Consider the following 22486-nt stretch of genomic DNA (forward strand, 5'->3'; position numbering starts at 1 on the left):
TGCCGCTCAAAACCTTGGTCTGCCGCCATCGCCAGAGTCTGCTGTTTCATTATTCATCGCCATGCTTGTTGTTATCGGTCCTTACAACGTTTTACGTCCTCAATCCGTTTACTTATTCAGCATTGCCTTAAAGCGATGTAGGAGCGGCGTTTCTCCCTTGTGCTGGCGCTAGACGTGCGCTTTTTCTCCTGGCTTGACGCCGACGCCACTTCTTCGCTGCTCGAACTCGATGCCTTGTAAACAGGCACCGTGGTGGCGGTTGTTGTAGTGGTCGTTGTCGTCGTCGTTGTTGTGGTGGTGGTAGTCGTTGTTCCTGTGGTTTTGATGTTTGACGTTGTCCTGGCCTTCGCAGTCTCTTTCCTTTTGAGAAGCGCAGACGTTTTGCCGGTAGTGCGCCCTTCCGAGCCTTCCCGCGTGTCCTTAGCGATCAGGAGGGAGCGGGCGTCGTTGTCATTGCCCGTCTCCAGCTTTTTTTTACTGGAGATGCTGGAATTACGCGGACTGGGCGCCGGGCTGCTGGCGCTTTCAATGATCGTTGCGCTTAATTGCCTATTCGAGGTTCCCGTTGCGCCAGAGCCCATGCCCGGTTTTTTGCCAGACCCTGTCCTGAAAAAACCAGGATTCGTATCGGCATTGTTGATTGTGCTTTTGGTTTTTAACTTGGGCGCATCAGAACCAAGCGCCTTTTTTTCCGGGACATCTGATTTGGCAGAAGATAATTCTTCCTCAACTGAAAAGTCGTTCAGCTCGCGCGGACTGCTACTTCGACTGCTGCCATAGCTGCTATATTGCCTCGACCCGCCCGATGATTCCGCGCTTGATTCCGCCATGAATGTCCTCCAGGTTAGTGTTGTGCAAGACGACGTCTCAGGGACGATGTCGGCCTTCGTAACACTTGCAGGGGAAGAATTCACTGGCGCAATGGGACGCCTGGCGTGCTGACTTGCCAAGCCTGGCGGCCCGGCCGGCACGGGCCGTTGCGGCCCGTGCTTGCTGCATCATGCGTGGATCAGACCACCGCGCCGCCGGTGGTGTCCTTTTCCTTTGCCGGCTTCAGCAGGTCTTCGCGCTTGACGCCCAGCCACATCGCAACCGCAGCCGCGACGAATACCGACGAGTAAATGCCGAACAGAATGCCGATGGTCAGCGCAATGGCGAAGTAGTGCAGCGTCGGTCCGCCGAACAGCAGCATCGACAGCACCATCACCTCGGTCGAGCCGTGGGTGATGATGGTGCGCGATATCGTGCTGGTGATGGCATGGTTCATCACGTCGGCCGTGGCCAGCTTGCCATAGCGGCGGTCACGGAAGGTTTCGCGGACACGGTCGAACACCACCACCGACTCGTTGACCGAATAGCCCAGCACCGCCAGCACCGCGGCCAGCACGGTCAGCGAGAACTCCCACTGGAAGAAGGCGAAGAAGCCGAGGATGATCACGACGTCATGCAGGTTGGCGATGATGGCCGCCACCGCGAACTTCCATTCGAAGCGGAAGGCCAGGTAGACCATGATGCCCAGCACCACCATGCCCAGCGCCATCAGGCCGTCGTGCGTCAGTTCCTCGCCCACCTGCGGACCCACGAATTCAACCCGGCGCAGTTCCACCGTCGGGTCCTGCGCCTTCAGGCCGCCCAGCACCTTTTCGCTGACCTGGGTGGAGTTCAGGCCCTTTTGCGTCGGCAGGCGGATCAGCACGTCATGGGCAGTGCCGAAGCTCTGCACCTGGCTGTCGGTAAAGCCCATGCCGACCACGTTCTGCCTGATCCCCTCGATATTGGCGCTCTGCGGATAAGCCACCTCCATCACGGTGCCGCCGGTGAATTCGATCGACAGGTGCAGTCCCTTGTGAAACAGGAAGAACACCGCGGCGACGAAGGTCAGCGCCGAGATCACGTTGAAGATCAACGCGTGGCGCATGAAGGGAATATCTTTCTTGATGCGGAAAAGTTCCATGGAATCCTCTGATGTCGGTAGGGGCCGGGCTCAGGTGCCGGGCTTCCAGATCTGGCCGATCGATATGCTGGTGAGCTTCTTCTTGCGGCCGTACCACAGGTTGGCGATGCCGCGAGAAATGAACACCGACGAGAAGATCGAGGTGGCAATGCCCAGGCAGTGCACCACGGCGAAGCCGCGGATCGGGCCGGAGCCGAAGATCAAGAGCGCCAGGCCGGCGATCAGCGTGGTGACGTTGGAGTCGAGAATCGTGGCCCAGGCGCGGTCGAAGCCGGTGGCAATCGCCGAATGCGGCGACGCGCCGTTCCTCAATTCCTCGCGGATGCGCTCGTTGATCAGCACGTTGGCGTCGATCGCCATGCCCAGCGTGAAGGCAATTGCCGCGATGCCGGGCAAGGTCAGCGTGGCCTGCAGCAGCGACAGGATGGAGATCAGCAGCAGCAGGTTGGTCGCCAGCGCGAACACGCTGAAGAAGCCGAACAGCATGTAGTAGATGACCATGAAGACGGCGATGGCGGCGAAGCCGTAGAGCGTGGAGTTGAAGCCCTTGGCGATGTTCTCGGCGCCGAGCTGCGGGCCGATGGTGCGTTCCTCGATGATTTCCATCGGCGCGGCCAGCGAGCCGGCGCGCAGCAGCAGCGCCAGGTCATTGGATGCCTCGGAAGAGCCCATGCCGGTGATCTGGAAGCGCGCGCCCAGCTCGTCGCGGATGGTGGCCACGGTCAGCACTTCGCCACGGTTCTTTTCAAACAGCACGATGGCCATCAGCTTGCCGATCTTGTTGCGGGTGGCTTCGCGCATGCGGCGGCCGCCGTCGCCGTTCAGGTCGATGCCGACCGCGGGCTGCTGGTTCTGGTCGAAGCTGGCGGAGGCATTGGAAATGTAGTCGCCGGTGATGATCGGGTCCTTGTACAGCACCACGGGCGCGCCGCGGCCGACCTTGAACAGCTCGGAGCCGAATGGAATGGCGGCGGTTTCCTCCGTGCCGCGGGTGACCGACTCGTCGACGAAGCGCACTTCCAGCGTGGCGGTGCGGCCGATGATGTCCTTGGCGCGCGACACGTCCTGCACGCCCGGCAGCTGCACCACGATGCGGTCCGCGCCCTGGCGCTGGATCAGCGGCTCGGCTACGCCGAGCTCGTTGACGCGCTTGGATAGCGTGGTGATGTTCTGCTGCACCGCGTCTTCCACCGTGTTCTTCAGTGCCTCGGGACGCAGGCTGGCCACCAGCGACAGCTCGGCGCCGCTGCCGGCATCGGCCAGCACCAGTTCCGACAGCTGCGAGGCCAGCGCTTCGCGCGCGGCATTGCGGGTGGCTTCGTCGCGGAAGCGCACTTCGACGCTGTCGCCGCTGCGGCCGATGCCGGCGTAGCGGATCTTCTTGTCCACCAGGATGCTGCGCACGCTGGTCTGCAGACCCTGCAGCCGCTTGTTCATTACTGCCTTCGTGTCGACCTGCATCAGGAAATGCACGCCGCCGCGCAGGTCCAGGCCCAGGTACATCGGGAAGGCGTGCAGGCTTTGCAGCCAGCGCGGGGTGTTCGGCAGCAGGTTGAACGCAACCAGATAGGTCGGGTCGGCCGGGTCGCGGTTCAGCGCTTTTTCGAGGATGCCCTTGGCCTTGAATTGGGTGTCGGTGTCATTGAAGCGCACCCGCACCGAACCCTGGGTGCCGATGTTTTCGTAGACGATGCCCTGGGCCGGCAGGCCCGCCTTCTGCAATGCGCCTTCCACCAGGCCGGTGACGCTGTTGTCCACCTTGACCGTGGCCTTGGCGCTGCTTACCTGCAGCGCCGGCGACTCGCCAAAGAAATTGGGCAGCGTATAGATCACGCCGAACAGCAGCGCGATGACGATGATGATGTATTTCCAGAGGGGATAGCGGTTCATGGCATGGGAGCATTCAGAAGAGGATCGCGGCCCTGGGGAGGCCGCTGCGGGACACTGGCTGCGCCCCGCTGCGCCGCTCGTACCGGGTCGGTATTAAAGCGCCTTGATGGTGCCCTTGGGCAGCAGGGTGGCAACGGCGGCTTTCTGTACCACCACCTCGGTGCCGTTGGCGATGTCGAGCGTGACATAGGCATCGGCCACCTTGGTGACGCGACCCAGCATGCCGCCCACGGTAACTACCTCGTCACCCTTGGCCAGCGCGTCCATCATGGTCCGCTGTTCCTTCTGCCGCTTCATTTGCGGACGGATCATCAGGAAATACAGGACCACGAACATCAGGATGATGGGCAGGAAGCTGGTCAGGCTGCTTTCCAGTCCGCCCGCACCAGCCGCCTGGGCGTATGCATTCGATATCAACATGTGTACTGCTCCACCTTGTAGTTTTGAAAGACCCGGCATTTTAGCACCGCTTACCCGGTTTTCCGCGCCGCCCGGCAGTGCCGGCGCCGTGTTCAATTTGTCGCGCCGGCAAGCATCAGTGCACTGACGATGGCGGGAATATTCATCCGTTGCGCAATGCCCAGCGCCGTCTCGCCATCGCCAGTGCGACCATGCGGATCGGCGCCATGGGCCAGCAGCATGCGCACGATCTCCGCCTGACCATGCAGGCAGGCGACATGCAGCGGGTGCTGGCCGAAACGGTTTTCCAGGGTGATGTCGGCGCCGGCGCGCATGAACAGCATGACGGAATTGACGTACGGAAGCGCACAGGCGCAGGAAAGCGCGGTGCTGCCGTCCTGATTCCGTGCATTTAACGCCGCCCGCCAAACCAGGAGCGCCTTCAGCGCGGGCTCGTTGCCAGCGAGGACGGCCAGGTGCAGCGGCGTGTTGCCCAACGCATCCGCATGCGCCGCTGTGCGCAGGTTTGCCAGGCAAGGCAGAAATGCGTGGCGCATGCCGAGCACCGCATGGTGCAGGGGCATGCGGCCGTCGCGGTCGGTCACCGTGATGTCGGCGCCGGCGTCCAGCGCGTAGCGCAACAGGTTGGGCAGGTTGGCGCTGACTGCGGGAATCAGCATCGCCGTGACATCGTTGCGTGGCCGGGTCCACACCGCGCCGGCGGCGGCCAGGATCTCGGCGATGATGAACTGCTTGTGATCGAGCGCATGGTCCAGCGCGGTCAGGCCATGGTGATCGCGCACGTTGACCTCTTCGCCTTCCCAAAGCAGTGCCCGCACGGCCTGCTGGTCGCCACGAATGCAGGCGGCAAGCAGCGCCGCCGCGCCTTCCGGCGCGCTGGTGGCGCATTCCTCTTCCGGACGGGTTTCTGCCCTGCCGGTACGGTTGGGTGTGGTGGTCAGGCCGGCATCTTTTTTCCAGTCGAAGCATTGCCGCCGCATTTCTTCGTCGATCGTTTTCTGCGGCGCTCTGTAAGAAGGCTGCGAAAATGCCGTCGGATCAAGCTGATGCCAGTTCCCGCCCCGCTGCGGCATGAGCCGGTTGCCCGCGCCGTTCTCCTGCGTGGCGGGCACGGCGGCAATGCGCGGCGCCAGCGCAACTTCCAGGTGCGTAAAGGATGGTTCCAACCAGCCGGGATGCCTCTCCTGCAATTGCAGCCAGAGAGCCGGCACGTCGTCATCGGATAGCGCATTCATCGTGGAACTCCTTCAGCGGGTCGTGGCAGGTCATCTCCCGCTGCCAGAGACGCCGCGGCAGGGAAGTCAGAACAAGACAACGCTGCGCTGCCTGGGTCAGGCCTGCGCGGTTGATTTCCATCCTGAGGAAAAGCCAGCGCGTGCCTGTTCCATCGGCACGCGCTGCGCCATGCAGCCCGTCGCCATGCTCTGCGCTACCGCAAGTCAGGCGCCGCGCGAGCGTTCCTGATGGAAGCGGATCCGGAACGCCTGGAAGGCGCCGGCATCGATTGCCTCGCGCGCCTGGCGCATCAGGTCCAGGTAGTAATGCAGGTTGTGGATGGTGTTCAGCCGCGCGCCCAGGATCTCGCCGGCACGGTGCAAATGATGCAGATAGGCGCGGGAAAAGTTGCGGCAGGCATGGCAGCCGCAGGTTTCATCCAGCGGCCGGTCCTCATCCTTGTAGCGGGCGTTCTTGATCTTGATGTCGCCGAAGCGGGTGAACAGCCAGCCGTTGCGGGCATTGCGGGTCGGCATCACGCAGTCGAACATGTCGACGCCGTTGTTGACGCCTTCCACCAGGTCTTCCGGCGTGCCCACGCCCATCAGGTAATGCGGCCTGTCGGCCGGCAGGCGCGGGCCGATGTGCTCCAGCACCCGCATCATGTCTTCCTTGGGTTCGCCCACCGACAGGCCGCCGATGGCGATGCCGTCGAATCCGATGTCGTTCAGGCCGGCCAGGGATTCATCGCGCAGCGCCTCGTACATGCCGCCCTGGACGATGCCGAACAGCGCATTCGGGTTGTCGCCGGCATTGAATTCATTGCGCGAACGCTGCGCCCAGCGCAGCGACATGCGCATCGACTTCGCAGCCTCGTCCACCGTGGCGGCGCGGCCGTTGATTTCATACGGCGTGCATTCGTCGAACTGCATCACGATGTCGGAGTTGAGCGAACGCTGGATCTGCATAGAGATCTCGGGCGACAGGAACAGCTTGTCCCCGTTGATGGGCGAGGCGAACTTCACGCCCTCCTCCGTGATCTTGCGCATCGCGCCCAGCGAGAACACCTGGAAGCCGCCGGAGTCGGTCAGGATGGGCTTGTCCCAGCCCATGAAGCGGTGCAGGCCGCCGAACTTGTCGAGGATGCCGGTGCCGGGGCGCAGCCACAGGTGGAAGGTGTTGCCCAGGATGATCTGGGCGCCGATTTCCTTCAACTCCAGCGGCGACATCGCCTTCACGGTGCCATAGGTGCCCACCGGCATGAAGATCGGGGTTTCGACCTCGCCGTGGTTCAGGGTGATGCTGCCGCGGCGGGCGTTGCCGTCGGTCTTCTTCAGTTTGAAATTAAGCATTGTTGGAGCAGGTCAGTAGCATGGCGTCGCCATAGCTGAAAAAGCGGTAGCGCTGCTGAATCGCATGGCGGTAGGCCGCGCGCATGGTGTCGTAGCCGGCGAAGGCCGACACCAGCATCAGCAGCGTCGACTTGGGCAGGTGGAAATTGGTGATCAACCGGTTCACGGTGTGGAAGCGGTAGCCGGGCGTGATGAAGAGCCTGGTGTCGGCGCTGCCGGCAAGCAGTTGGCCGCCCTGGGACGCCGATTCCAGCGCGCGCAGGCTGGTGGTGCCGACCGCGACCACGCTGCGGCCGGCGGCACGGGTTTCGGCCACCGCGTCCACCGTGTCCTGGGAAATGGTGTACCACTCGCTGTGCATCTGGTGCTCGGCCAGGTTTTCCACCCGCACCGGCTGGAAAGTGCCGGCGCCCACATGCAGCGTGATATAGGCCATGCGCACGCCGCGCTGCTGCAGGCGCTGCAGCAGCGGCGCGTCGAAATGCAGGCCGGCGGTAGGCGCGGCGACCGCGCCCGGCTCCTTGGCATAGACGGTCTGGTAACGCTCCTCGTCATGGGCGTCGGCGGCATGCTCGATGTAGGGCGGCAGCGGCAGCCGGCCATGGGCTTCGATCAGCTCGAACACGTCGTCGGGGAAGGTCAGCGTGAAGAACTCGCCGGCGCGCTCGCCGACCACCACGTCGAAGGCGTCGGCCAGGCGGATGCGGGTGCCCGGCGGCGGCGACTTGGATGCGCGCAGCTGGGCATGGACGGTGCGCGCATCCAGCACCCGCTCCACCAGCGCCTCGACCTTGCCGCCGGTTTCCTTGACGCCAAGGAAGCGGGCCTTCAGCACCCGGGTATTGTTGAACACCAGCAGGTCGCCCGGCGACAGCAGGTCGACGATGTCGGTGAAGGCGCGGTCGGCGAAGGCGTGCTGCTCCACATGGAGCAGGCGCGATGCGCTGCGCTCGGCAAGGGGCGATTGCGCCACCAGTTCGGGCGGCAGGTCGAAATCGTAGTCGGAGAGTGCGTACATGCGGTGCGGTGGGTATCGGAGCAGGCCTGGAACTGCTATGGTTACAGGTTTGTAAATCAGGCGGCAATGGCGTAACCATCGCGAAAACCCGCTATTTTACGCTGTACCGCGCAGTTCCTATCAAATGTCCGCGACAAGTCCAGCCCCAGCCAAGACCGCCAAGCCAGCGAAGACGACCAAGGCCGCTCCCAAGCGGCTGGAGGACAAGCTCGCCCGCCTCGGCCTGCGCACCGACATGGACCTGGTGCTGCACCTGCCGATGCGCTACGAGGACGAAACCGAGATCGTCGAAATTCGCCAGGCCGGCTTCATGAGCGGCAGCCCGGCCCAGGTCGAAGGCGTGGTCACCTCCTGCGAGGTGCAGTACCGGCCGCGCCGGCAGCTGGTGGTGACGATGGAAGACGCCTCCGGTCCGCTGGTGATGCGCTTCCTGAACTTTTACGGCAGCCAGACCAGGCAGTTCGCCGAGGGCAACCGGATCCGGGCACGCGGCGAGGTGCGGCACGGCTTCTTCGGCCCGGAAATGGTCCACCCGGCCTACAAGGTCGTGACCGAGGGCGCGCCGCTGCCCAGCGCGCTGACGCCGGTCTATCCGTCCGGCGAGGGCGTGTCGCAGGCCGCGCTGCGCCGTGCGATCGCCGAAGCGATGGCACGGCTGGACTGGCATGACACGCTGCCGCCAGCCCTGCTGGAAGCGCACCGGCTTATGCCGTTCGAAGAAGCGGTGCGCCTGCTGCACAATCCGCCCGCCGAGATCGATGAAAGCGCGCTGGAAGACCGCTCCCACCCGGCCTGGGTGCGCATGAAATTCGACGAGCTGCTGGCCCAGCAGCTGTCGCTGAAGCGGGCGCAGGACGCGCGCCGGGCCAAGGGCGCGGCGCCCCTGACCGTGGTCGGCACGCTGTCCGGAGCCTTTCTGGCCGCGCTGCCGTTCAAGCTGACCGGCGCCCAGCAACGGGTGCTGGCCGACATCCGCGCCGACCTCGTCGCTTCCTATCCGATGCAGCGGCTGCTGCAGGGCGATGTCGGCAGCGGCAAGACCGTGGTGGCGGCGCTGGCGGCGGCGCAGGCGATCGACAGCGGCTTCCAGGCGGCGCTGATGGCGCCCACCGAGATCCTGGCCGAGCAGCATTTCCGCAAGATCGCGGCCTGGATGGAGCCGCTGGGCGTGACGGTGGCCTGGCTGACCGGCAGCCTGAAGAAGAAGGAAAAGCAGCAGGCGCAGACGCTGGTGGAATCCGGCGAGGCGCAGCTGGTGATCGGCACGCATGCGCTGATCCAGGAAGCGGTGCAGTTCCAGAAGCTCGGTCTGGTCATTGTGGACGAGCAGCATCGCTTCGGCGTCGGCCAGCGGCTGGCGCTGCGCAACAAGGGCCGCGACGACCATCCCGGGGAAGCGACCGTGCCGCACCAGCTGATGATGTCGGCCACGCCGATACCGCGCACGCTGGCCATGACCTATTACGCCGACCTGGAAGTGTCGGTGATCGATGAACTGCCGCCCGGCCGCACGCCCATCGTGACCCGGGTAATCGACCAGAACCGGCGCGAGGAAGTGATTGCCAGGGTCCACGCCGCCGCGCTGGAAGGCCGCCAGGTTTACTGGGTGTGCCCGCTGATCGAGGAGTCCGAGGCGCTGCAGCTGCAGACCGCCACCGACACCCACGCGACGCTGGCCGAAGCCCTGCCAGACCTGCGGGTCGGCCTGGTGCATGGCCGCATGAAGCCGGCGGAAAAGCAGGCGGTGATGGACTCCTTCATCCAGGCCGAGACCCATGTGCTGGTGGCCACTACCGTGATCGAGGTCGGCGTCGACGTGCCGAATGCCTCGCTGATGGTGATCGAGCATGCCGAGCGTTTCGGCCTGTCGCAGCTGCACCAGCTGCGCGGCCGGGTCGGACGCGGCTCGGCCGCCAGCGTCTGCGTGCTGCTGTACCAGAGCCCGCTCGGGCCGGTGGCGCGCCAGCGCCTGGGCACGATGCGCGAGACCACCGACGGCTTCGAGATCGCCCGGCGCGACCTGGAAATCCGCGGCCCCGGCGAATTCCTGGGCGCACGCCAGTCCGGCCAGGCGCTGCTGCGCTTCGCCGACCTGGAAACCGACCAATGGCTGGTGGAAGAGGCGCGCGACCTGGCCCAGCGCCTGCTGCGCGACGATCCGGCCACGGTGGCGGACCATCTGGCGCGCTGGCTGGGATCGAAAGAGGATTACCTGAAGGTGTGACGATATAAGAATACGATCAACGATCGTATGTGCGAATATATTGGCTATGACGCTCACTGAACTGAAATACATTGTCGCGGTTGCCCGCGAAAAACATTTTGGCCATGCGGCGGAAGCCTGTTTCGTCGCGCAGCCCACCCTCTCGGTCGCCATCAAGAAGCTGGAAGACGAACTGGGCGTGCCGATTTTCGAACGTGGCGGCTCGGAGATCTCGATGACGCCCCTGGGTTCGCAAATTGTCGCGCAGGCCGAACGGGTGCTGGAGCAGACGGCCGCGATCCGGGAAATCGCCAAGCAGAACAAGGACCCGCTGACCGGCCAGTTGCGTCTCGGCGTGATCTATACCGTGGCGCCGTACTTGCTGCCGCAGCTGGTGCGCAACATGATCGAGCGCGTGCCGCAGATGCCGCTGGTGCTGCAGGAGAACTTCACCGTCAAGCTGGTGGAAATGCTGCGCCAGGGCGAACTCGACGCCGCCATCATGGCCCAGCCCTTCCCGCAGCAGGGCCTGCTGGTGCAGCCGCTATATGACGAGCCCTTCGTGGTGGCGATGCCCAGCAGCCACCCCTGGTCGAAGCGGGAAAGGATCAGCTCCGCCGACCTGAAGAACGAGACCATGCTCCTGCTGGGCAATGGCCACTGCTTCCGCGACCAGGTGCTGGAGGTCTGTCCGGAGATGGCGCGCTTTTCCACCACCGGCGACGGCATTGCCCGCACCTTCGAAGGCTCGTCGCTGGAAACCATACGCCACATGGTGGCGTCCGGCATCGGCATCACCGTGCTGCCCAAGGCCTCGGTGCCGGACATGCAGGCGCAGGACGGCCTGCTGCGCTACGTGCCGTTCGAGGATCCGGTGCCAACCCGCCGCGTGGTGATCGCCTGGCGCAAGAGCTTTACCCGGCGCCCGGCGATCGAGGCGGTGCGGCAGGCGGTGATGGCCTGCGACCTGCACGGCGTGGACCTGCTGGCCGATGCCGGCGTCGAGGAAGCGTAAAGACGCGGCGCACCGGCAAGCATGAACAAATGAAAAGGCCGGCGCATGATGCGCCGGCCTTTTTGACTTCAGCACGGGCGCATTTCCAGCCGCCCGCCGTCCTTACTTGTTGGCGCGCTCGAAGCGCACCAGCAGTTCGTCGCCGCGCTTGACCGCTGCGTCCAGCGCTTCCTGCGGCGTCTTCTTGCCGGCCCAGACGTTTTCCAGTTCCTCGTCCACCACGGTGCGGATCTGGGTTGCATTGCCCAGGCGGATGCCGCGCGACTTGTCGGTGGTCTTGACGATCATCTGCTTGACCGCGACATCCGTGCCTGGATTCTTGTCATAGAAGCCGGACTGGCGGGTCAGGTCGTAGGCCGCCTTGGTGATGGGCAGATAGCCGGTTTCCTGATGCCACTTGGCCTGGATCTCCGGCTGCGCCAGGAACTTCAGGAACTGCGCGGTCGCCTTGATCTCGTCGGGTTTCTTGCCGGCCATGACCCACAGCGAAGCGCCGCCGATCACCGTGTTCTGCGGCGCGCCGGGCACATCGTTGTAGTACGGCAGCGGCGCCACCGCATACTTGAACTTGGCGTTCTTGGAAATGTTGGCGTAAGCGCCGCTGGATGAGGTCAGCATCGCGCATTCGCCGGAATAGAACTTGGCTTCCGGCTCGTTCTTGCGGCCGCCGTAGGTGAAGTAGCCCTGCTTGGCCCAGTTGGCGAGGTTGGTGATGTGCTTCACATGCAGCGGGCTGTTGAACTTCAGGCGCGCATCCAGGCCGCCGAAGCCATTGTTCTTGCTCGCGTATTCGACGTTATGCCAGGCCGAGAAGCTTTCCAGGTGCACCCATGCCTGCCAGCCGGTGGTATAGGCGCAGCGCTCGCCGCTGGCCTTCAGCTTGGCCGCGGCCGACACCACTTCCTGCCAGGTGACCGGCGCCTTCTCCGGGTCCAGTCCGGCCTTGGCGAACATGTCCTTGTTGTAGTAGAAGACCGTGGTCGAGCTGTTGAACGGGAAGGACAGCATCTCGCCGTTGGGCGCGGTGTAATAACCCGCAACCGCCGGCACATAGCCGGAGGTGTCGAACTTTTCGCCGGCCTGCTTCATCACCTGCGACACCGGCACGACCGCGCCCTTTGCATACATCATGGTGGCGGTGCCCACCTCGAACACCTGCAGGATGTTGGGCGCATTGCCGGCACGGTAGGCGGCGATGGCGGCCGACATCGATTCGTCGTAGGCGCCCTTGTAGACCGCATTGACCTTGTAGTTGGACTGGCTCTTGTTGAACTGGTCGGCCAGTCCGGCGACGCGCTCGCCGAGCGCGCCGGTCATGGAATGCCACCAGGTGATCTCGGTGGCGGCCTGGGCCGATGCGGCGGCGCACAGCAGGACGCTGGCGACAGTAATGGCGCGGAAGTGTTGCGGCATGAAGGGGTCTCCTGAAATTGCGGAATGGTAGCCGCCGTGGATGACAGGCAGGTTACAGGCATCATCGGCCCTGTTGCACCTGCCGGATCGATCAACTGGCGGCGATTATAATCAGCGCTTTTGCGCGGCTTTTTAATTGCCGGCTTATTTTAAAGCAATGACACGACTACAACTCTACCTGCGGTTAGTCAGGCTCGACAAACCGATAGGCATCCTGCTGCTGCTGTGGCCGACGCTGGCTGCGCTATGGCTGGCATCAGGTGGCCATCCGCCCTGGCCCGTCGTGCTGATCTTCACGCTGGGCACGGTACTGATGCGCTCGGCCGGCTGCGCCGTCAACGACTATGCCGACCGCGACTTCGACCGGCACGTCAAGCGCACCGCCGAACGGCCGCTGACCTCGGGCCGCATCGCCGGCTGGGAGGCGCTGCTGGTGGCCGCCGTGCTGTCGGTCGTGGCCTTTTTGCTGATCCTGCCGCTCAATACGCTGACCAAGCTGCTGTCGGTGGCGGCGGTGGCGATCGCCGCCAGCTATCCCTACTTCAAGCGCTTCTTCGCGCTGCCCCAGGCTTATCTCGGCATCGCCTTCGGCTTCGGCATCCCGATGGCCTATGCCGCGATCCAGGACACGGTGCCGATGCAAGCCTGGCTGCTGCTGCTGGCCAATATCTTCTGGGCGCTGGCCTACGACACCGAATACGCGATGGTGGACCGGGATGACGACCTGAAGATAGGCATCCGCACCTCGGCCATCACCTTCGGCCAATATGACGTGCTGGCGGTGATGCTGTGCTACGCGGCCAGCCTCGGGCTGGTGACCGCGGTCGGCCTGTCCGCCGGCCTGGGCATCTGGTTCATCGCCGGCATGACGACGGCCGCCGGCATGGCGGTGTATCACTACTTCCTGATCCGCGGACGGGAACGCATGCCCTGCTTCGCCGCATTCAGGCATAACAACTGGCTGGGCGCGGCGGTGTTTGCGGGGATTGCGCTGGATCTGGCGCTGCGCCGATAAGGCGCGTTGCGCAGCCTGGATTGAGATCCGGGACAATCCGGTGGAATGCCCCTGCGGGGTATTCCACCCTACGCCGCGCAAGAATCGTAGGGCGCAATACCCCGCAGGGGCATTGCGCCGCCAACGGTTGCACGACAGGCGGCATGATCGACATCGAATCGCCAACAATCATCAAAGCAAGAACCACCAGCGCTATCGAAAGGCCCCGCATGCCAGCCTGCTCGCCGCTGCCGGCAGCCACGCACTCTCCGCCAGCTCAGTCCTTCCCAAACTCCTCGCCCAGTTCCCTGCCCCTTGCCGATGCCGCATGCAGCGCCTTCACGATGGCATCCTTCACGCCCGATGCTTCCATCGAGGTGAGCGCCGCATAGGTGGTGCCGCCCTTGGACGTGACCCGCTCGCGCAGCACCGACACCGGCTCGCCGGACCGGGCCGCAAGCTGCGCTGCGCCGGTGAAGGTGGCGATCGCCAGCTCGGTGCCCTGCTCCGGCGTGAGACCCAGCTCCTGCGCCGCCTGCTGCATCGCTTCGATGAAATAGAACACATAGGCCGGCCCGCTGCCAGAGACTGCGGTGACCGGGTCGATTAGGCTTTCATCATCCAGCCAGACCGTGCCGCCGACTGCGCGCATGATCGCATCGGCCGCCGTGCGCTGCTCCGCGCTTACGCCAGGCAGCGCCGCCATGCCGGTGACGCCCATGCCGATCAGCGCGGGCGTGTTGGGCATGGTGCGCACGATGGCGCCGTGCCCGCCCAGCCAGCGTGACAGATCCACGCCTCGGATGCCGGCGGCGATCGACAGCACCAGCTGCGCCTTCAGGTGCGGCCGCAACTGCGCGGCCACGTCGCGCATCTGCTGCGGCTTGACCGCCAGCACGATCACGTCGCTCGCCGCAACGGCTTCATCGATCTGCTGCGAGGTGGCCACGCCGAACTGCTGCGCCAGGCGCGCCAGCGCATCGGCATTGATGTCGACCACATGGATATTGGCGCCGTCGGTCAGCTTGCCGGCCAGGCCGCCGATGAGTGCGGCGGCCATGTTGCCGCCGCCGATGAAACTGATCTTCAGGTTAGTTTGCATAGTCGCGTTTTCCAAAAATGGCGGTTCCGATTCGAACCATGGTGCTGCCCTCGGCAATGGCCGCGGCAAGGTCGGCCGACATGCCCATGGACAGCGTGTCCAGGCCAAGCCCGTCGGCGCGCAGCTGCCCGGCCAGCAGGCGCAATGCGCGCAGCGGCGCGCGCTGCGCGGCCTCATCGCCTGCCGGCTCGGGTATGGCCATCAGCCCGCGCAGCGCCAGCCGCGGCAGGGCGGACACGGCGCGGGCCAGGGCTGGCAAGTCTTCAGGCGCGATGCCGCTCTTGCTGGCTTCGCCGCTGATGTTGACCTGCAGGCAGATCTGCAACGGCGGCAGGTGTTGCGGCCGCTGCTCGGACAAGCGCTGCGCGATCTTCAGGCGGTCGACCGAATGCACCCAGTCGAAATGCTCGGCGATGGGCCGGGTCTTGTTGCTCTGTATCGGTCCGATGAAGTGCCACTCCAGGCCGGGTGCCATGCCCTGCAGCGCAGCCATCTTGTCGAGCGCTTCCTGCAGATAGTTTTCACCGAAGGCGCGCTGGCCGGCGTTGAACGCTTCGAGCACCGCATCCGGGCCAAATGTTTTGGAAACGGCCAAAAGGGCGATGTCCGATGGGTTACGGCCGGCATTTCTCGCCGCAGCAACAATCGCCGCATGTACTGCTTGCAGGTTTTCCGTGATGTGGGACATAATTTGATGACTTGCGGAAACATTTTCCGGTTTTCTTGCGCTTCCACCTTGGTGGCTCCGGGCCAGACAGCCTGCCCACTTCCTGATTTTTCCTCTTTCGCGGGCCAGGGATTATAAATGGACATCTCCGAATTACTCGCCTTCTCGGTCAAGAACAAGGCTTCCGACCTCCATCTCTCGGCCGGACTGCCGCCGATGATACGGGTGCATGGCGATGTACGGCGCATCAACCTGCCGCCGCTGGAGCACAAGGATGTGCACGGCATGATCTATGACATCATGAACGACGGCCAGCGCAAGGCCTACGAGGAAAACCTGGAGATCGACTTTTCCTTCGCCATTCCCGGCCTGGCCCGCTTCCGCGTCAATGCCTACAACCAGGACCGCGGCGCCGCCGCCGTCCTGCGCACGATTCCGTCGACCATCCTCAGCCTGGAGCAGCTGAACGCGCCGAAGATCTTCGCCGAACTGGCCTTGAAGCCGCGCGGCCTGGTGCTGGTCACTGGCCCCACAGGCTCCGGCAAGTCGACCACGCTGGCGGCCATGGTCAACCATGTCAATGAAAACGAGTATGCCCATATCCTGACCATCGAGGACCCGATCGAATTCGTGCACGAGTCGCGCAAATGCCTGATCAACCAGCGTGAAGTCGGCGTCCATACCCATTCCTTCAATGCCGCGCTGCGCTCGGCGCTGCGGGAAGATCCCGACGTGGTGCTGGTGGGCGAGCTGCGCGACCTGGAAACCATACGGCTGGCGCTGTCGGCGGCGGAAACCGGCCATCTGGTGTTCGGCACGCTGCACACCTCGTCGGCGGCCAAGACCATCGACCGTATCATCGATGTGTTCCCCGGCGACGAAAAGGAAATGGTGCGGGCCATGCTGTCGGAGTCCCTGCAGGCCGTGATCTCCCAGACGCTGCTGAAGACCAAGGACGGCAGCGGCCGCGTGGCGGCGCATGAAATCATGCTGGGCACGCCGGCCATCCGCAACCTGATCCGCGAAGCCAAGATCGCCCAGATGTATTCGGCGATACAGACCGGTGCGAACCTCGGCATGCAGACGCTGGACAGCTGTTTGACCGACCTGGTCCGGCGCAATGTGATCTCGTCGGCCGCCGCACGCGCCGCCGCCAAGACCCCGGAAAACTTCCCCGGCTGAGCGCCGGCATTACGCACGCAAAGGACGCACGATGGAACGCGAACAGGCAACCCGATTCATGCACGACCTGCTGCGGCTTATGCTGAGCAAGAACGGCTCGGACCTCTTCATCACGGCCGACTTCCCGCCGGCCTTCAAGATCGACGGCAAGATGACGCCGGTGTCGAACCAGCCCCTGAGCGCCGGCCACACCCTGGAACTGGCGCGCGCCATCATGAGCGACAAGCAGGCCGCCGAATTCGAGGCCAGCAAGGAATGCAACTTCGCGATCAGCCCGGCCAGCCTCGGGCGCTTCCGCGTCTCGGCCTTCGTCCAGCAGGGCAAGGTCGGCATGGTGCTGCGGGTGATCACCACCGCCATTCCGAAGATGGAAGACCTGAAGCTGCCGGAGGTGCTGAAGGACGTGGTAATGACCAAGCGCGGCCTGGTCATCATGGTGGGCGCCACCGGCTCCGGCAAGTCCACCACGCTGGCGGCCATGGTGGGTTACCGCAACGAGAACAGCTACGGCCACATCATCACGGTGGAAGACCCGGTCGAATACATCCATCCGCACAGGAACTGCATCGTGACCCAGCGCGAGATCGGCGTCGACACCGCCGACTGGGGCACCGCGCTGAAGAACACGCTGCGCCAGGCGCCGGACGTGATCCTGATCGGCGAGATCCGCGACCGTGAATCGATGGACTATGCGGTCGCCTTCGCCGAGACCGGCCATCTTTGCCTGGCCACCATGCATGCCAACAGCGCCAACCAGGCGCTGGACCGCATCATCAACTTCTTCCCCGAAGAGCGCCGCCAGCAATTGCTGATGGACCTGTCGCTGAACCTCAAGGCCATGATCTCGCAGCGCCTGGTGCCGCTGAAAGACACCAAGGGCCGCTGCGCCGCGGTGGAGATCATGCTCAACTCGCCGCTGGTGTCGGACCTGATCTTCAAGGGCGACGTGCATGAGATCAAGGAGATCATGAAGAAGTCGCGCGAGCTGGGCATGCAGACCTTCGACCAGGCATTGTTCGACCTGTATGAAGCCGGCCGCATCTCGTATGAAGACGCGCTGCGCAATGCCGATTCGGTCAATGACCTGCGGCTGTCGATCAAGCTCAACGGCAAGGAAGCCAAGGACCGCGACCTGTCCGCCGGCACCGCCCATCTGGGCATCGTGTAAGTCACCCAACGCCCGTTCACATCCCACGCTAGCAAGCCGACTCCTGCGCTGGCGCAAGGTTGCGCTTGCGCTGTCTCAATGAAGAGTCGACGAGGCAGCCGCAAGCTGCGCATCTTGCGAGCGGGCGTCATCACCATCCCACGTCCAGTCTGATCCAGACCCATAGCTAGCCAACGCGCACGCATCACCTTCCGGTTCACGCCCGGCTGCGCACGGCGGTCCTGCTCGCTCCCCCGAAAAACAGCAGCCGAACGCAATGGGAGACCAGCATGCAAGCCACGCACCGCAGTCAAGCCAACAGCAATGACGCAGCACAGCACGCCATCATTTCGATGGATGGCAACGACGATGACAATCATGCTGGCAGCCCCCGGACAAGCCGCATGCCCGGTGCCACGATCGTTTCCGCCAGCAGCTCGAGCGTGCTGTCGGAAACCGTGAGCGACACGCCCGTGGTGTCGTTCAACCAGATCCATCGCAGCCACACACAGCGCCAGCCGCGACCCGAGAACGCAGGCGCCCTCAGCAGCCATCCGCGCGTGGACCGGGAGATCTTGCAGCTTTGCCAGCAATACGAGGCCAACACCGATGCCCTGGCTGCGATGCGCCTGCGCCCTGCCGACGACAGCGCATCGACAAACGAGCTTGCCAGGCTGCAGAAGGAGCGCAAGGAACTTGCCACCCGGCTGCAGCAATGTGCCAGCCTGTTGCAACCCGACCTGTCGGGCACCTTGATGGAACGGGTCAAGAGCGCTGCCACTATCGATCTCGCGAACCGCTTCAGGCATGTCTGGAATGACTATCAGCAGACACAGCGCGACAGCTGCACGAAATACCTGTGGAACATGGCGTCCGGCGCGGTGGCCTACGCCATTCCGTTTGGCACCGCGACCATGCTGTCGCGCGGCCTGAAGATTCCCTACCTCGTTCTGCTCGCCGGCACGCTCCACACGCTGGCCGAGCCGATCTGGACCATGGTGCGCACAACCAGCTGGACCAACCCGGCATCGGAAACCTATGTCGGACGTCAGCGTGCGCGCGCCCGCGCCAACGGCGATGCATGGCGCTACCTGGCGCATATACCGCCCAAAGCGAAAATGCTATGGCAGGATCCGCGGACTGGCCAGTACTCCCGGCTGACAGCCGCGCAGGCGCTCGCCACCAATCAGGAGCTATGGCTATGGCTGCACAAGGTCGTCACGGATGACCTGCCCTTCTTTGTCTTTTTCTTTCTGTATGCCAGCAAGAATTCGCTCAATGAAGTGCTGGGCCCGGCATTCTTCGACCGCGCTTCCCCTCTGGGCATGCGCAACGACCTGCTGGCGCAGTTCGGCGCGGGACTGGCCTCCGGAGCACTCACCACCCTGCTTGCCCAAGGATTGCGCCGTGCAATCTCCGGCGCCACGCAAGGTCAGGAAGTCGTGACCAAAAGCCTGCACGTCTGGGAACTGGAGGCACGCTATCTGAAGTCTTATATCCAGGATATCGAAGAGGAATTATCCAAGACGAACTTGCCGGTGGACGATACGAGGCAACTGCGGCGACAGCTTGTCGAAGTCAGGGCGCAACACGCGAAGGCACATGCCAAGTCCAGCTTGCCAACCTCGATCGGCCATGAGTTCGGCGTGATGTTCCAGAAAAAGCGGGAATCGACAGGAACCGATCCTGACATGCCGGGCAAGCGGCTCGACACGGTGTGCAGCATCCTCGGCAAGACCACAAGCCTGCTGCCCGGCCTGCTGGCGACACATCTATGCCAGCCGCTTGCCAGTTCCGATAGCCTGATGGAGCGCATGATCGCCCATACCGTACCGCCGTTCTTCCTGATTGCCTGGCCCGGCTTTGCAATGCGCACTGAATTCCAGGACATGTGGCGCTCCTTGTATGGCGCCAGCAAGGGCATGCTCAGCGCCATGCGCGCAGGATGCTGCTGCGCGGCGGATCCGGATGACGGCGACGAAGCCGTTGACGCAAGCACCGACGGCAGCGACAGCGAGGACGAGTACGCTGACGCCGGACAAAATCGTTCAGGTAAAGGAAGCGATCAAGCCGATGCCGGGAAAGGCCGTAAAGACGGCAGCGCCTTGCGTCAGCGCGCACGAGCAGATCATGAAGCATCGACGAGTTCAGACAAGATCGGGACCAGATCCGGTACAAGCTCAAGCTCGGGCTCAAACTCCAGCACCAGTTCGAGCCCGGCAACATCAGGCGACTCCAACGACGGTGAAACGTCCTCGTCATCCAAACAAGAGTCACGTGACGCCAGCACCGAATCGGGTTCTTACGCAAGCTCCGATGACAACAGTGCATGAAGTGATGCTTGCAGACGCTGCCATCCATGAGTGAACCCTGGCAAGAAGCAGGTTACATAGCGGCGCGATTGCCCAAGCATGGCGTCCGGCTCTTCGCTCTTGGACGTATTGGTGCGCCGCATCCCATCCCCTTCGCGCAATGTCCGCTTGTTCAACTTCAGGAGCCGTCACATGAAAGAAAAAGAGTTCAAAGCCTTATGCCGCAAGGTTTGCGCGTCGCTCGATTACCCAACGCCGGATGCGCTGGGCGATCACGGCCGCATTACGATCGACGGCGTGGAAATTGCGCTCTTCTTCGATGAGCAAGTCAATCCGGACATGCTGTTCTGCTATGTCGACATGGGCCCTGTACCGGAAGCGATGCGCACCGACATGTATGCCCAGCTGCTGACCATGAACCTGCTGTCGGGCGCCAAGACCAATGGCGTCTACTCGCTCGACCCAACCAGTGGCAATGCGATATTCGTGGTGCACTTCATGCAGCCCGAAAAGCTTGACCCGCAGCTGCTGGCGCAAGCATTCACCGTCTACGCCAACCAGACCAACAGCCTGCGCGAGATGTTGCGCGACGATGCGCCGGAAGCTGCCCCGAGCGCCGTGAAAGCCGGCCCTGCCGCATCCGGCCGCGCCGCGTCCATGATCGACCTCGCGTAAAGCCGTGCGCGCCACTGACAGCCGGCAACGGTCCAACAGCTCGACGCCGATGCTCAACAGGGGGCGGCCATCGTCATCCTATGTGAAAGGCAACGACCGGGATAATGGCGGTGGCGACGACGACGTCGTGTTGCAGACCTTTACATCGAAGCAGGCGGCAGACATCTCCAGTACGAGCAATAGTGTTAGCTCTAGCGCTTCCGACGCGCCCGCATTCACCGCGATATCGCTGGACAGCGCGCTGCAGCAAAAGCTGGCGCGCTACAAGCGCAAGATGGATCTTGCCGCCAGCCGGCTTGCCAATATCAGCAGGCAGGGGGGCAATACCAGGCAGGCCTTGCAGGAACTCAATGCAGCCACCACCGCCTTTTCAAGGCTCAGCCAAAGCACCGATCCAGCCTATCTATTCCATACCATCAATAACGACGCCACCAGGGCCGCTTATGCGCGTTACCAGCGGGAATGGGATGCCTACCAAAAGGTGACCAGAGAAGGCGGGCTGAAGCACGTCCACAATCTGGCTGCCGGAGGCGTGGGCAATTTCATCTGCTTTGGCCTGGGTGGCTTCGCAGCCGCGTACAGCAGCAGCTGGCTGGTGGGCTTGGCGGTCAATACCGTTGCCTGGACATTCGCCGAGCCATTGATCAGCATGATGCGCGCCACCACGGTCAATAATCCCTATATGGATTTCTACATGGTGCGCCAACGCCTGCAGGCGCGCGCCGCGCGCGAGCGTCTGGACGGCACTGCCGATCTGGAATGCAACAAGAAATTTCCCTGGCAGGACCGCGGCAGCGGTCAGGCTGAATGGCTCAATGCAAGCGAATGGCTGGACCGAACCAGTTGGCGCGGGCTCTGGGCAGGCAAGCATTTCACGGACGATCTGATCTACCACGTCTATAGCGTGATGTACGGCCTGACCAATTGCTTGCCTGAATTCCTGGGCAAATCGCTCTATGACATGTCGACCTGGCAAGGCAAGCTTGCCTACAGCGGCATACGCGCCGCCGGCGGCTTTGTCGCTGGCGCCCTGATACAGGAAGGCATGCAATTGCTACGCGCCTCGGTCATGGAACATACCGGCGGCAAGGAAACCGTCACCAAGCCATGCGCCTTTTGGGAAAAGGAAGCGCACTATGTCGGCATGCTGCTTGTTCGCATCGATAACAAGCTTGCAGATCATGGACTGGATATCGCCGCGAAAAACACACTGGAACAGCTCAAGGCTTCCTTACAACTGTGGCATCGGAAAGCCGTCGCAAAGTCGCGCTTCATCCCCTCCCTTGCCTACGAATGGCGCGTGATGCTGCAGTCCAGGCGTGACGCGACGGGCATCGACCCCGAAGTGCCGGGCAAGCGGCTCGACACTCTCGCCAGCTTCATCGGCAAAGCCGCCTCCCAGCTGCCCGGCATCGCGGTTGGCCAGCTTGCAGGCTCAGCCGCGACAAGATCGGCCTTGCCTTGGGTCAGATGGAGCGGCTATATCGTGCCGCCGCTGGTGTCGATTGCCTGGGGCTTTTCCTTCCGCCGGGAGTTCGAAGTCGTGGGCAGGACCATGCTGGGTGTGGGGCAAGCGATTGCAAGGAGATGTTGCTGTCCGGTGGAGCAAAACGATAGCGGTGTGTGAGGATAGCTGCAAAGTGAAATTGCGCTGTAAGCACCTTGGACCCTTCTAGTTTAGACATGGCAGTTGCCCAATCACCTAGCCCGTTAATAAAGCTAATAACGCTCGCATACAGACAAACTCACGTTACTCAAACCGTCTGACAAGATGTCTGCAAAATGCGTATATCTGCTTACGGTAGTGCTACTACCAACTGCATCGATACGGCTGACCAAGAATTTTTACGCCTGTTTTACCAGACACCGCCACAGCGGCTTTTGCGCAAAGCGCGATACGATAAATTACCTAAATACCATGCGCCCT

18 protein-coding genes are annotated in these 22486 nt (G+C 63.2%); 8 read left to right on the forward strand and 10 right to left on the reverse strand.

The features are described from left to right. Positions 1-116 precede the first annotated feature (116 nt). From IGW04_RS22630 to queA, 7 genes are all read right to left on the reverse strand, one after another. Positions 117-830, reverse strand: a complete 714-nt coding sequence (locus IGW04_RS22630) for a hypothetical protein (RefSeq protein ID WP_194715367.1) — start codon at positions 828-830, stop codon at positions 117-119. Between the two features lie 179 nt (positions 831-1009). Beyond that, a complete protein-coding gene (secF, locus tag IGW04_RS22635) occupies positions 1010-1954 on the reverse strand; it encodes a protein translocase subunit SecF (protein ID WP_194715368.1) in 945 nt (314 codons plus the stop codon). Between the two features lie 30 nt (positions 1955-1984). Beyond that, a complete protein-coding gene (gene secD / locus IGW04_RS22640; RefSeq protein ID WP_194715369.1) occupies positions 1985-3844 on the reverse strand; it encodes a protein translocase subunit SecD in 1860 nt (619 codons plus the stop codon). A gap of 93 nt (positions 3845-3937) precedes the next feature. After that, the gene (gene yajC, locus IGW04_RS22645; protein WP_194715370.1) at positions 3938-4264 is read right to left on the reverse strand and encodes a preprotein translocase subunit YajC; all 327 of its coding nucleotides are present in this window, start codon (positions 4262-4264) and stop codon (positions 3938-3940) included. Positions 4265-4356: 92 nt separating this feature from the next. Beyond that, the gene (locus tag IGW04_RS22650) at positions 4357-5499 is read right to left on the reverse strand and encodes an ankyrin repeat domain-containing protein (RefSeq protein WP_194715371.1); all 1143 of its coding nucleotides are present in this window, start codon (positions 5497-5499) and stop codon (positions 4357-4359) included. Positions 5500-5703: 204 nt separating this feature from the next. After that, positions 5704-6831: a tRNA guanosine(34) transglycosylase Tgt gene (gene tgt, locus IGW04_RS22655; protein ID WP_194715372.1), complete on the reverse strand. Its 1128-nt coding sequence runs from the start codon at positions 6829-6831 to the stop codon at positions 5704-5706. Beyond that, positions 6824-7849 carry a tRNA preQ1(34) S-adenosylmethionine ribosyltransferase-isomerase QueA gene (queA, locus tag IGW04_RS22660; RefSeq protein WP_194715373.1) on the reverse strand — a complete coding sequence of 342 codons (1026 nt, stop codon included), beginning with the start codon at positions 7847-7849 and terminating at the stop codon, positions 6824-6826. Before queA ends, tgt begins: the two co-directional genes overlap by 8 nt. A 124-nt stretch (positions 7850-7973) precedes the next feature. Between queA and recG the strand changes: the two genes are divergently transcribed. Together recG and IGW04_RS22670 are read left to right on the forward strand one after the other, a co-directional pair. Next, positions 7974-10073, forward strand: a complete 2100-nt coding sequence (gene recG / locus IGW04_RS22665; protein ID WP_194715374.1) for an ATP-dependent DNA helicase RecG — start codon at positions 7974-7976, stop codon at positions 10071-10073. Positions 10074-10119: 46 nt separating this feature from the next. Continuing rightward, complete coding sequence (locus tag IGW04_RS22670; protein WP_194715375.1) at positions 10120-11067, forward strand: hydrogen peroxide-inducible genes activator; 948 nt, start codon at positions 10120-10122, stop codon at positions 11065-11067. A gap of 102 nt (positions 11068-11169) precedes the next feature. Here the strand turns inward: IGW04_RS22670 and ugpB are convergent, their stop codons facing one another. Beyond that, entirely contained in the window at positions 11170-12480 is a 1311-nt protein-coding gene (gene ugpB, locus IGW04_RS22675; protein ID WP_194715376.1) for a sn-glycerol-3-phosphate ABC transporter substrate-binding protein UgpB, read from the reverse strand. A 157-nt stretch (positions 12481-12637) separates the two neighbouring features. On the opposite strand from ugpB, the gene ubiA reads away from it, so the two are divergent. After that, on the forward strand, positions 12638-13495 hold the full coding sequence (gene ubiA, locus IGW04_RS22680) for a 4-hydroxybenzoate octaprenyltransferase (RefSeq protein ID WP_194715377.1): 858 nt from the start codon (positions 12638-12640) through the stop codon (positions 13493-13495). 256 nt (positions 13496-13751) lie between these two features. Here ubiA and proC read toward each other — a convergent pair whose 3' ends face one another. Further along, the gene (gene proC / locus IGW04_RS22685; RefSeq protein WP_194715378.1) at positions 13752-14576 is read right to left on the reverse strand and encodes a pyrroline-5-carboxylate reductase; all 825 of its coding nucleotides are present in this window, start codon (positions 14574-14576) and stop codon (positions 13752-13754) included. After that, positions 14566-15264 carry a YggS family pyridoxal phosphate-dependent enzyme gene (locus tag IGW04_RS22690; protein ID WP_194715379.1) on the reverse strand — a complete coding sequence of 233 codons (699 nt, stop codon included), beginning with the start codon at positions 15262-15264 and terminating at the stop codon, positions 14566-14568. The genes proC and IGW04_RS22690 overlap by 11 nt, the downstream gene beginning before the upstream one ends. 117 nt (positions 15265-15381) lie before the next feature. Here IGW04_RS22690 and IGW04_RS22695 point away from each other — a divergent pair, with 117 nt between their 5' ends. The 5 genes from IGW04_RS22695 (at position 15382) to IGW04_RS22715 (ending at position 22186) form a co-directional block, all read left to right on the forward strand. After that, positions 15382-16425, forward strand: coding sequence for a type IV pilus twitching motility protein PilT (locus tag IGW04_RS22695; RefSeq protein ID WP_194715380.1), 1044 nt, complete (start codon positions 15382-15384; stop codon positions 16423-16425). A 31-nt stretch (positions 16426-16456) separates the two neighbouring features. Next, entirely contained in the window at positions 16457-17593 is a 1137-nt protein-coding gene (locus IGW04_RS22700) for a PilT/PilU family type 4a pilus ATPase (RefSeq protein WP_194715381.1), read from the forward strand. A gap of 332 nt (positions 17594-17925) precedes the next feature. After that, on the forward strand, positions 17926-19905 hold the full coding sequence (locus IGW04_RS22705; protein WP_194715382.1) for a hypothetical protein: 1980 nt from the start codon (positions 17926-17928) through the stop codon (positions 19903-19905). Between the two features lie 171 nt (positions 19906-20076). Continuing rightward, complete coding sequence (locus tag IGW04_RS22710) at positions 20077-20559, forward strand: CesT family type III secretion system chaperone (RefSeq protein WP_194715383.1); 483 nt, start codon at positions 20077-20079, stop codon at positions 20557-20559. Positions 20560-20563: 4 nt separating this feature from the next. Beyond that, positions 20564-22186: a hypothetical protein gene (locus tag IGW04_RS22715; RefSeq protein WP_194715384.1), complete on the forward strand. Its 1623-nt coding sequence runs from the start codon at positions 20564-20566 to the stop codon at positions 22184-22186. Positions 22187-22486: the final 300 nt, after the last annotated feature.

This window comes from Noviherbaspirillum soli, assembly GCF_015352955.1.
Taxonomy (GTDB): Bacteria; Pseudomonadota; Gammaproteobacteria; order Burkholderiales; family Burkholderiaceae_D; genus Noviherbaspirillum_A; species Noviherbaspirillum_A soli.

Excerpts from the sequence above, each read along its gene's own strand:
- IGW04_RS22630 (WP_194715367.1), bottom strand. The coding sequence starts at position 830 with ATGGCGGAATCAAGCGCGGAATCATCGGGCGGGTCGAGGCAATATAGC.
- secF (WP_194715368.1), bottom strand. The coding sequence starts at position 1,954 with ATGGAACTTTTCCGCATCAAGAAAGATATTCCCTTCATGCGCCACGCG.
- secD (WP_194715369.1), bottom strand. The coding sequence starts at position 3,844 with ATGAACCGCTATCCCCTCTGGAAATACATCATCATCGTCATCGCGCTG.
- yajC (WP_194715370.1), bottom strand. The coding sequence starts at position 4,264 with ATGTTGATATCGAATGCATACGCCCAGGCGGCTGGTGCGGGCGGACTG.
- IGW04_RS22650 (WP_194715371.1), bottom strand. The coding sequence starts at position 5,499 with ATGAATGCGCTATCCGATGACGACGTGCCGGCTCTCTGGCTGCAATTG.
- tgt (WP_194715372.1), bottom strand. The coding sequence starts at position 6,831 with ATGCTTAATTTCAAACTGAAGAAGACCGACGGCAACGCCCGCCGCGGC.
- queA (WP_194715373.1), bottom strand. The coding sequence starts at position 7,849 with ATGTACGCACTCTCCGACTACGATTTCGACCTGCCGCCCGAACTGGTG.
- recG (WP_194715374.1), top strand. The coding sequence starts at position 7,974 with ATGTCCGCGACAAGTCCAGCCCCAGCCAAGACCGCCAAGCCAGCGAAG.
- IGW04_RS22670 (WP_194715375.1), top strand. The coding sequence starts at position 10,120 with ATGACGCTCACTGAACTGAAATACATTGTCGCGGTTGCCCGCGAAAAA.
- ugpB (WP_194715376.1), bottom strand. The coding sequence starts at position 12,480 with ATGCCGCAACACTTCCGCGCCATTACTGTCGCCAGCGTCCTGCTGTGC.
- ubiA (WP_194715377.1), top strand. The coding sequence starts at position 12,638 with ATGACACGACTACAACTCTACCTGCGGTTAGTCAGGCTCGACAAACCG.
- proC (WP_194715378.1), bottom strand. The coding sequence starts at position 14,576 with ATGCAAACTAACCTGAAGATCAGTTTCATCGGCGGCGGCAACATGGCC.
- IGW04_RS22690 (WP_194715379.1), bottom strand. The coding sequence starts at position 15,264 with ATGTCCCACATCACGGAAAACCTGCAAGCAGTACATGCGGCGATTGTT.
- IGW04_RS22695 (WP_194715380.1), top strand. The coding sequence starts at position 15,382 with ATGGACATCTCCGAATTACTCGCCTTCTCGGTCAAGAACAAGGCTTCC.
- IGW04_RS22700 (WP_194715381.1), top strand. The coding sequence starts at position 16,457 with ATGGAACGCGAACAGGCAACCCGATTCATGCACGACCTGCTGCGGCTT.
- IGW04_RS22705 (WP_194715382.1), top strand. The coding sequence starts at position 17,926 with ATGGATGGCAACGACGATGACAATCATGCTGGCAGCCCCCGGACAAGC.
- IGW04_RS22710 (WP_194715383.1), top strand. The coding sequence starts at position 20,077 with ATGAAAGAAAAAGAGTTCAAAGCCTTATGCCGCAAGGTTTGCGCGTCG.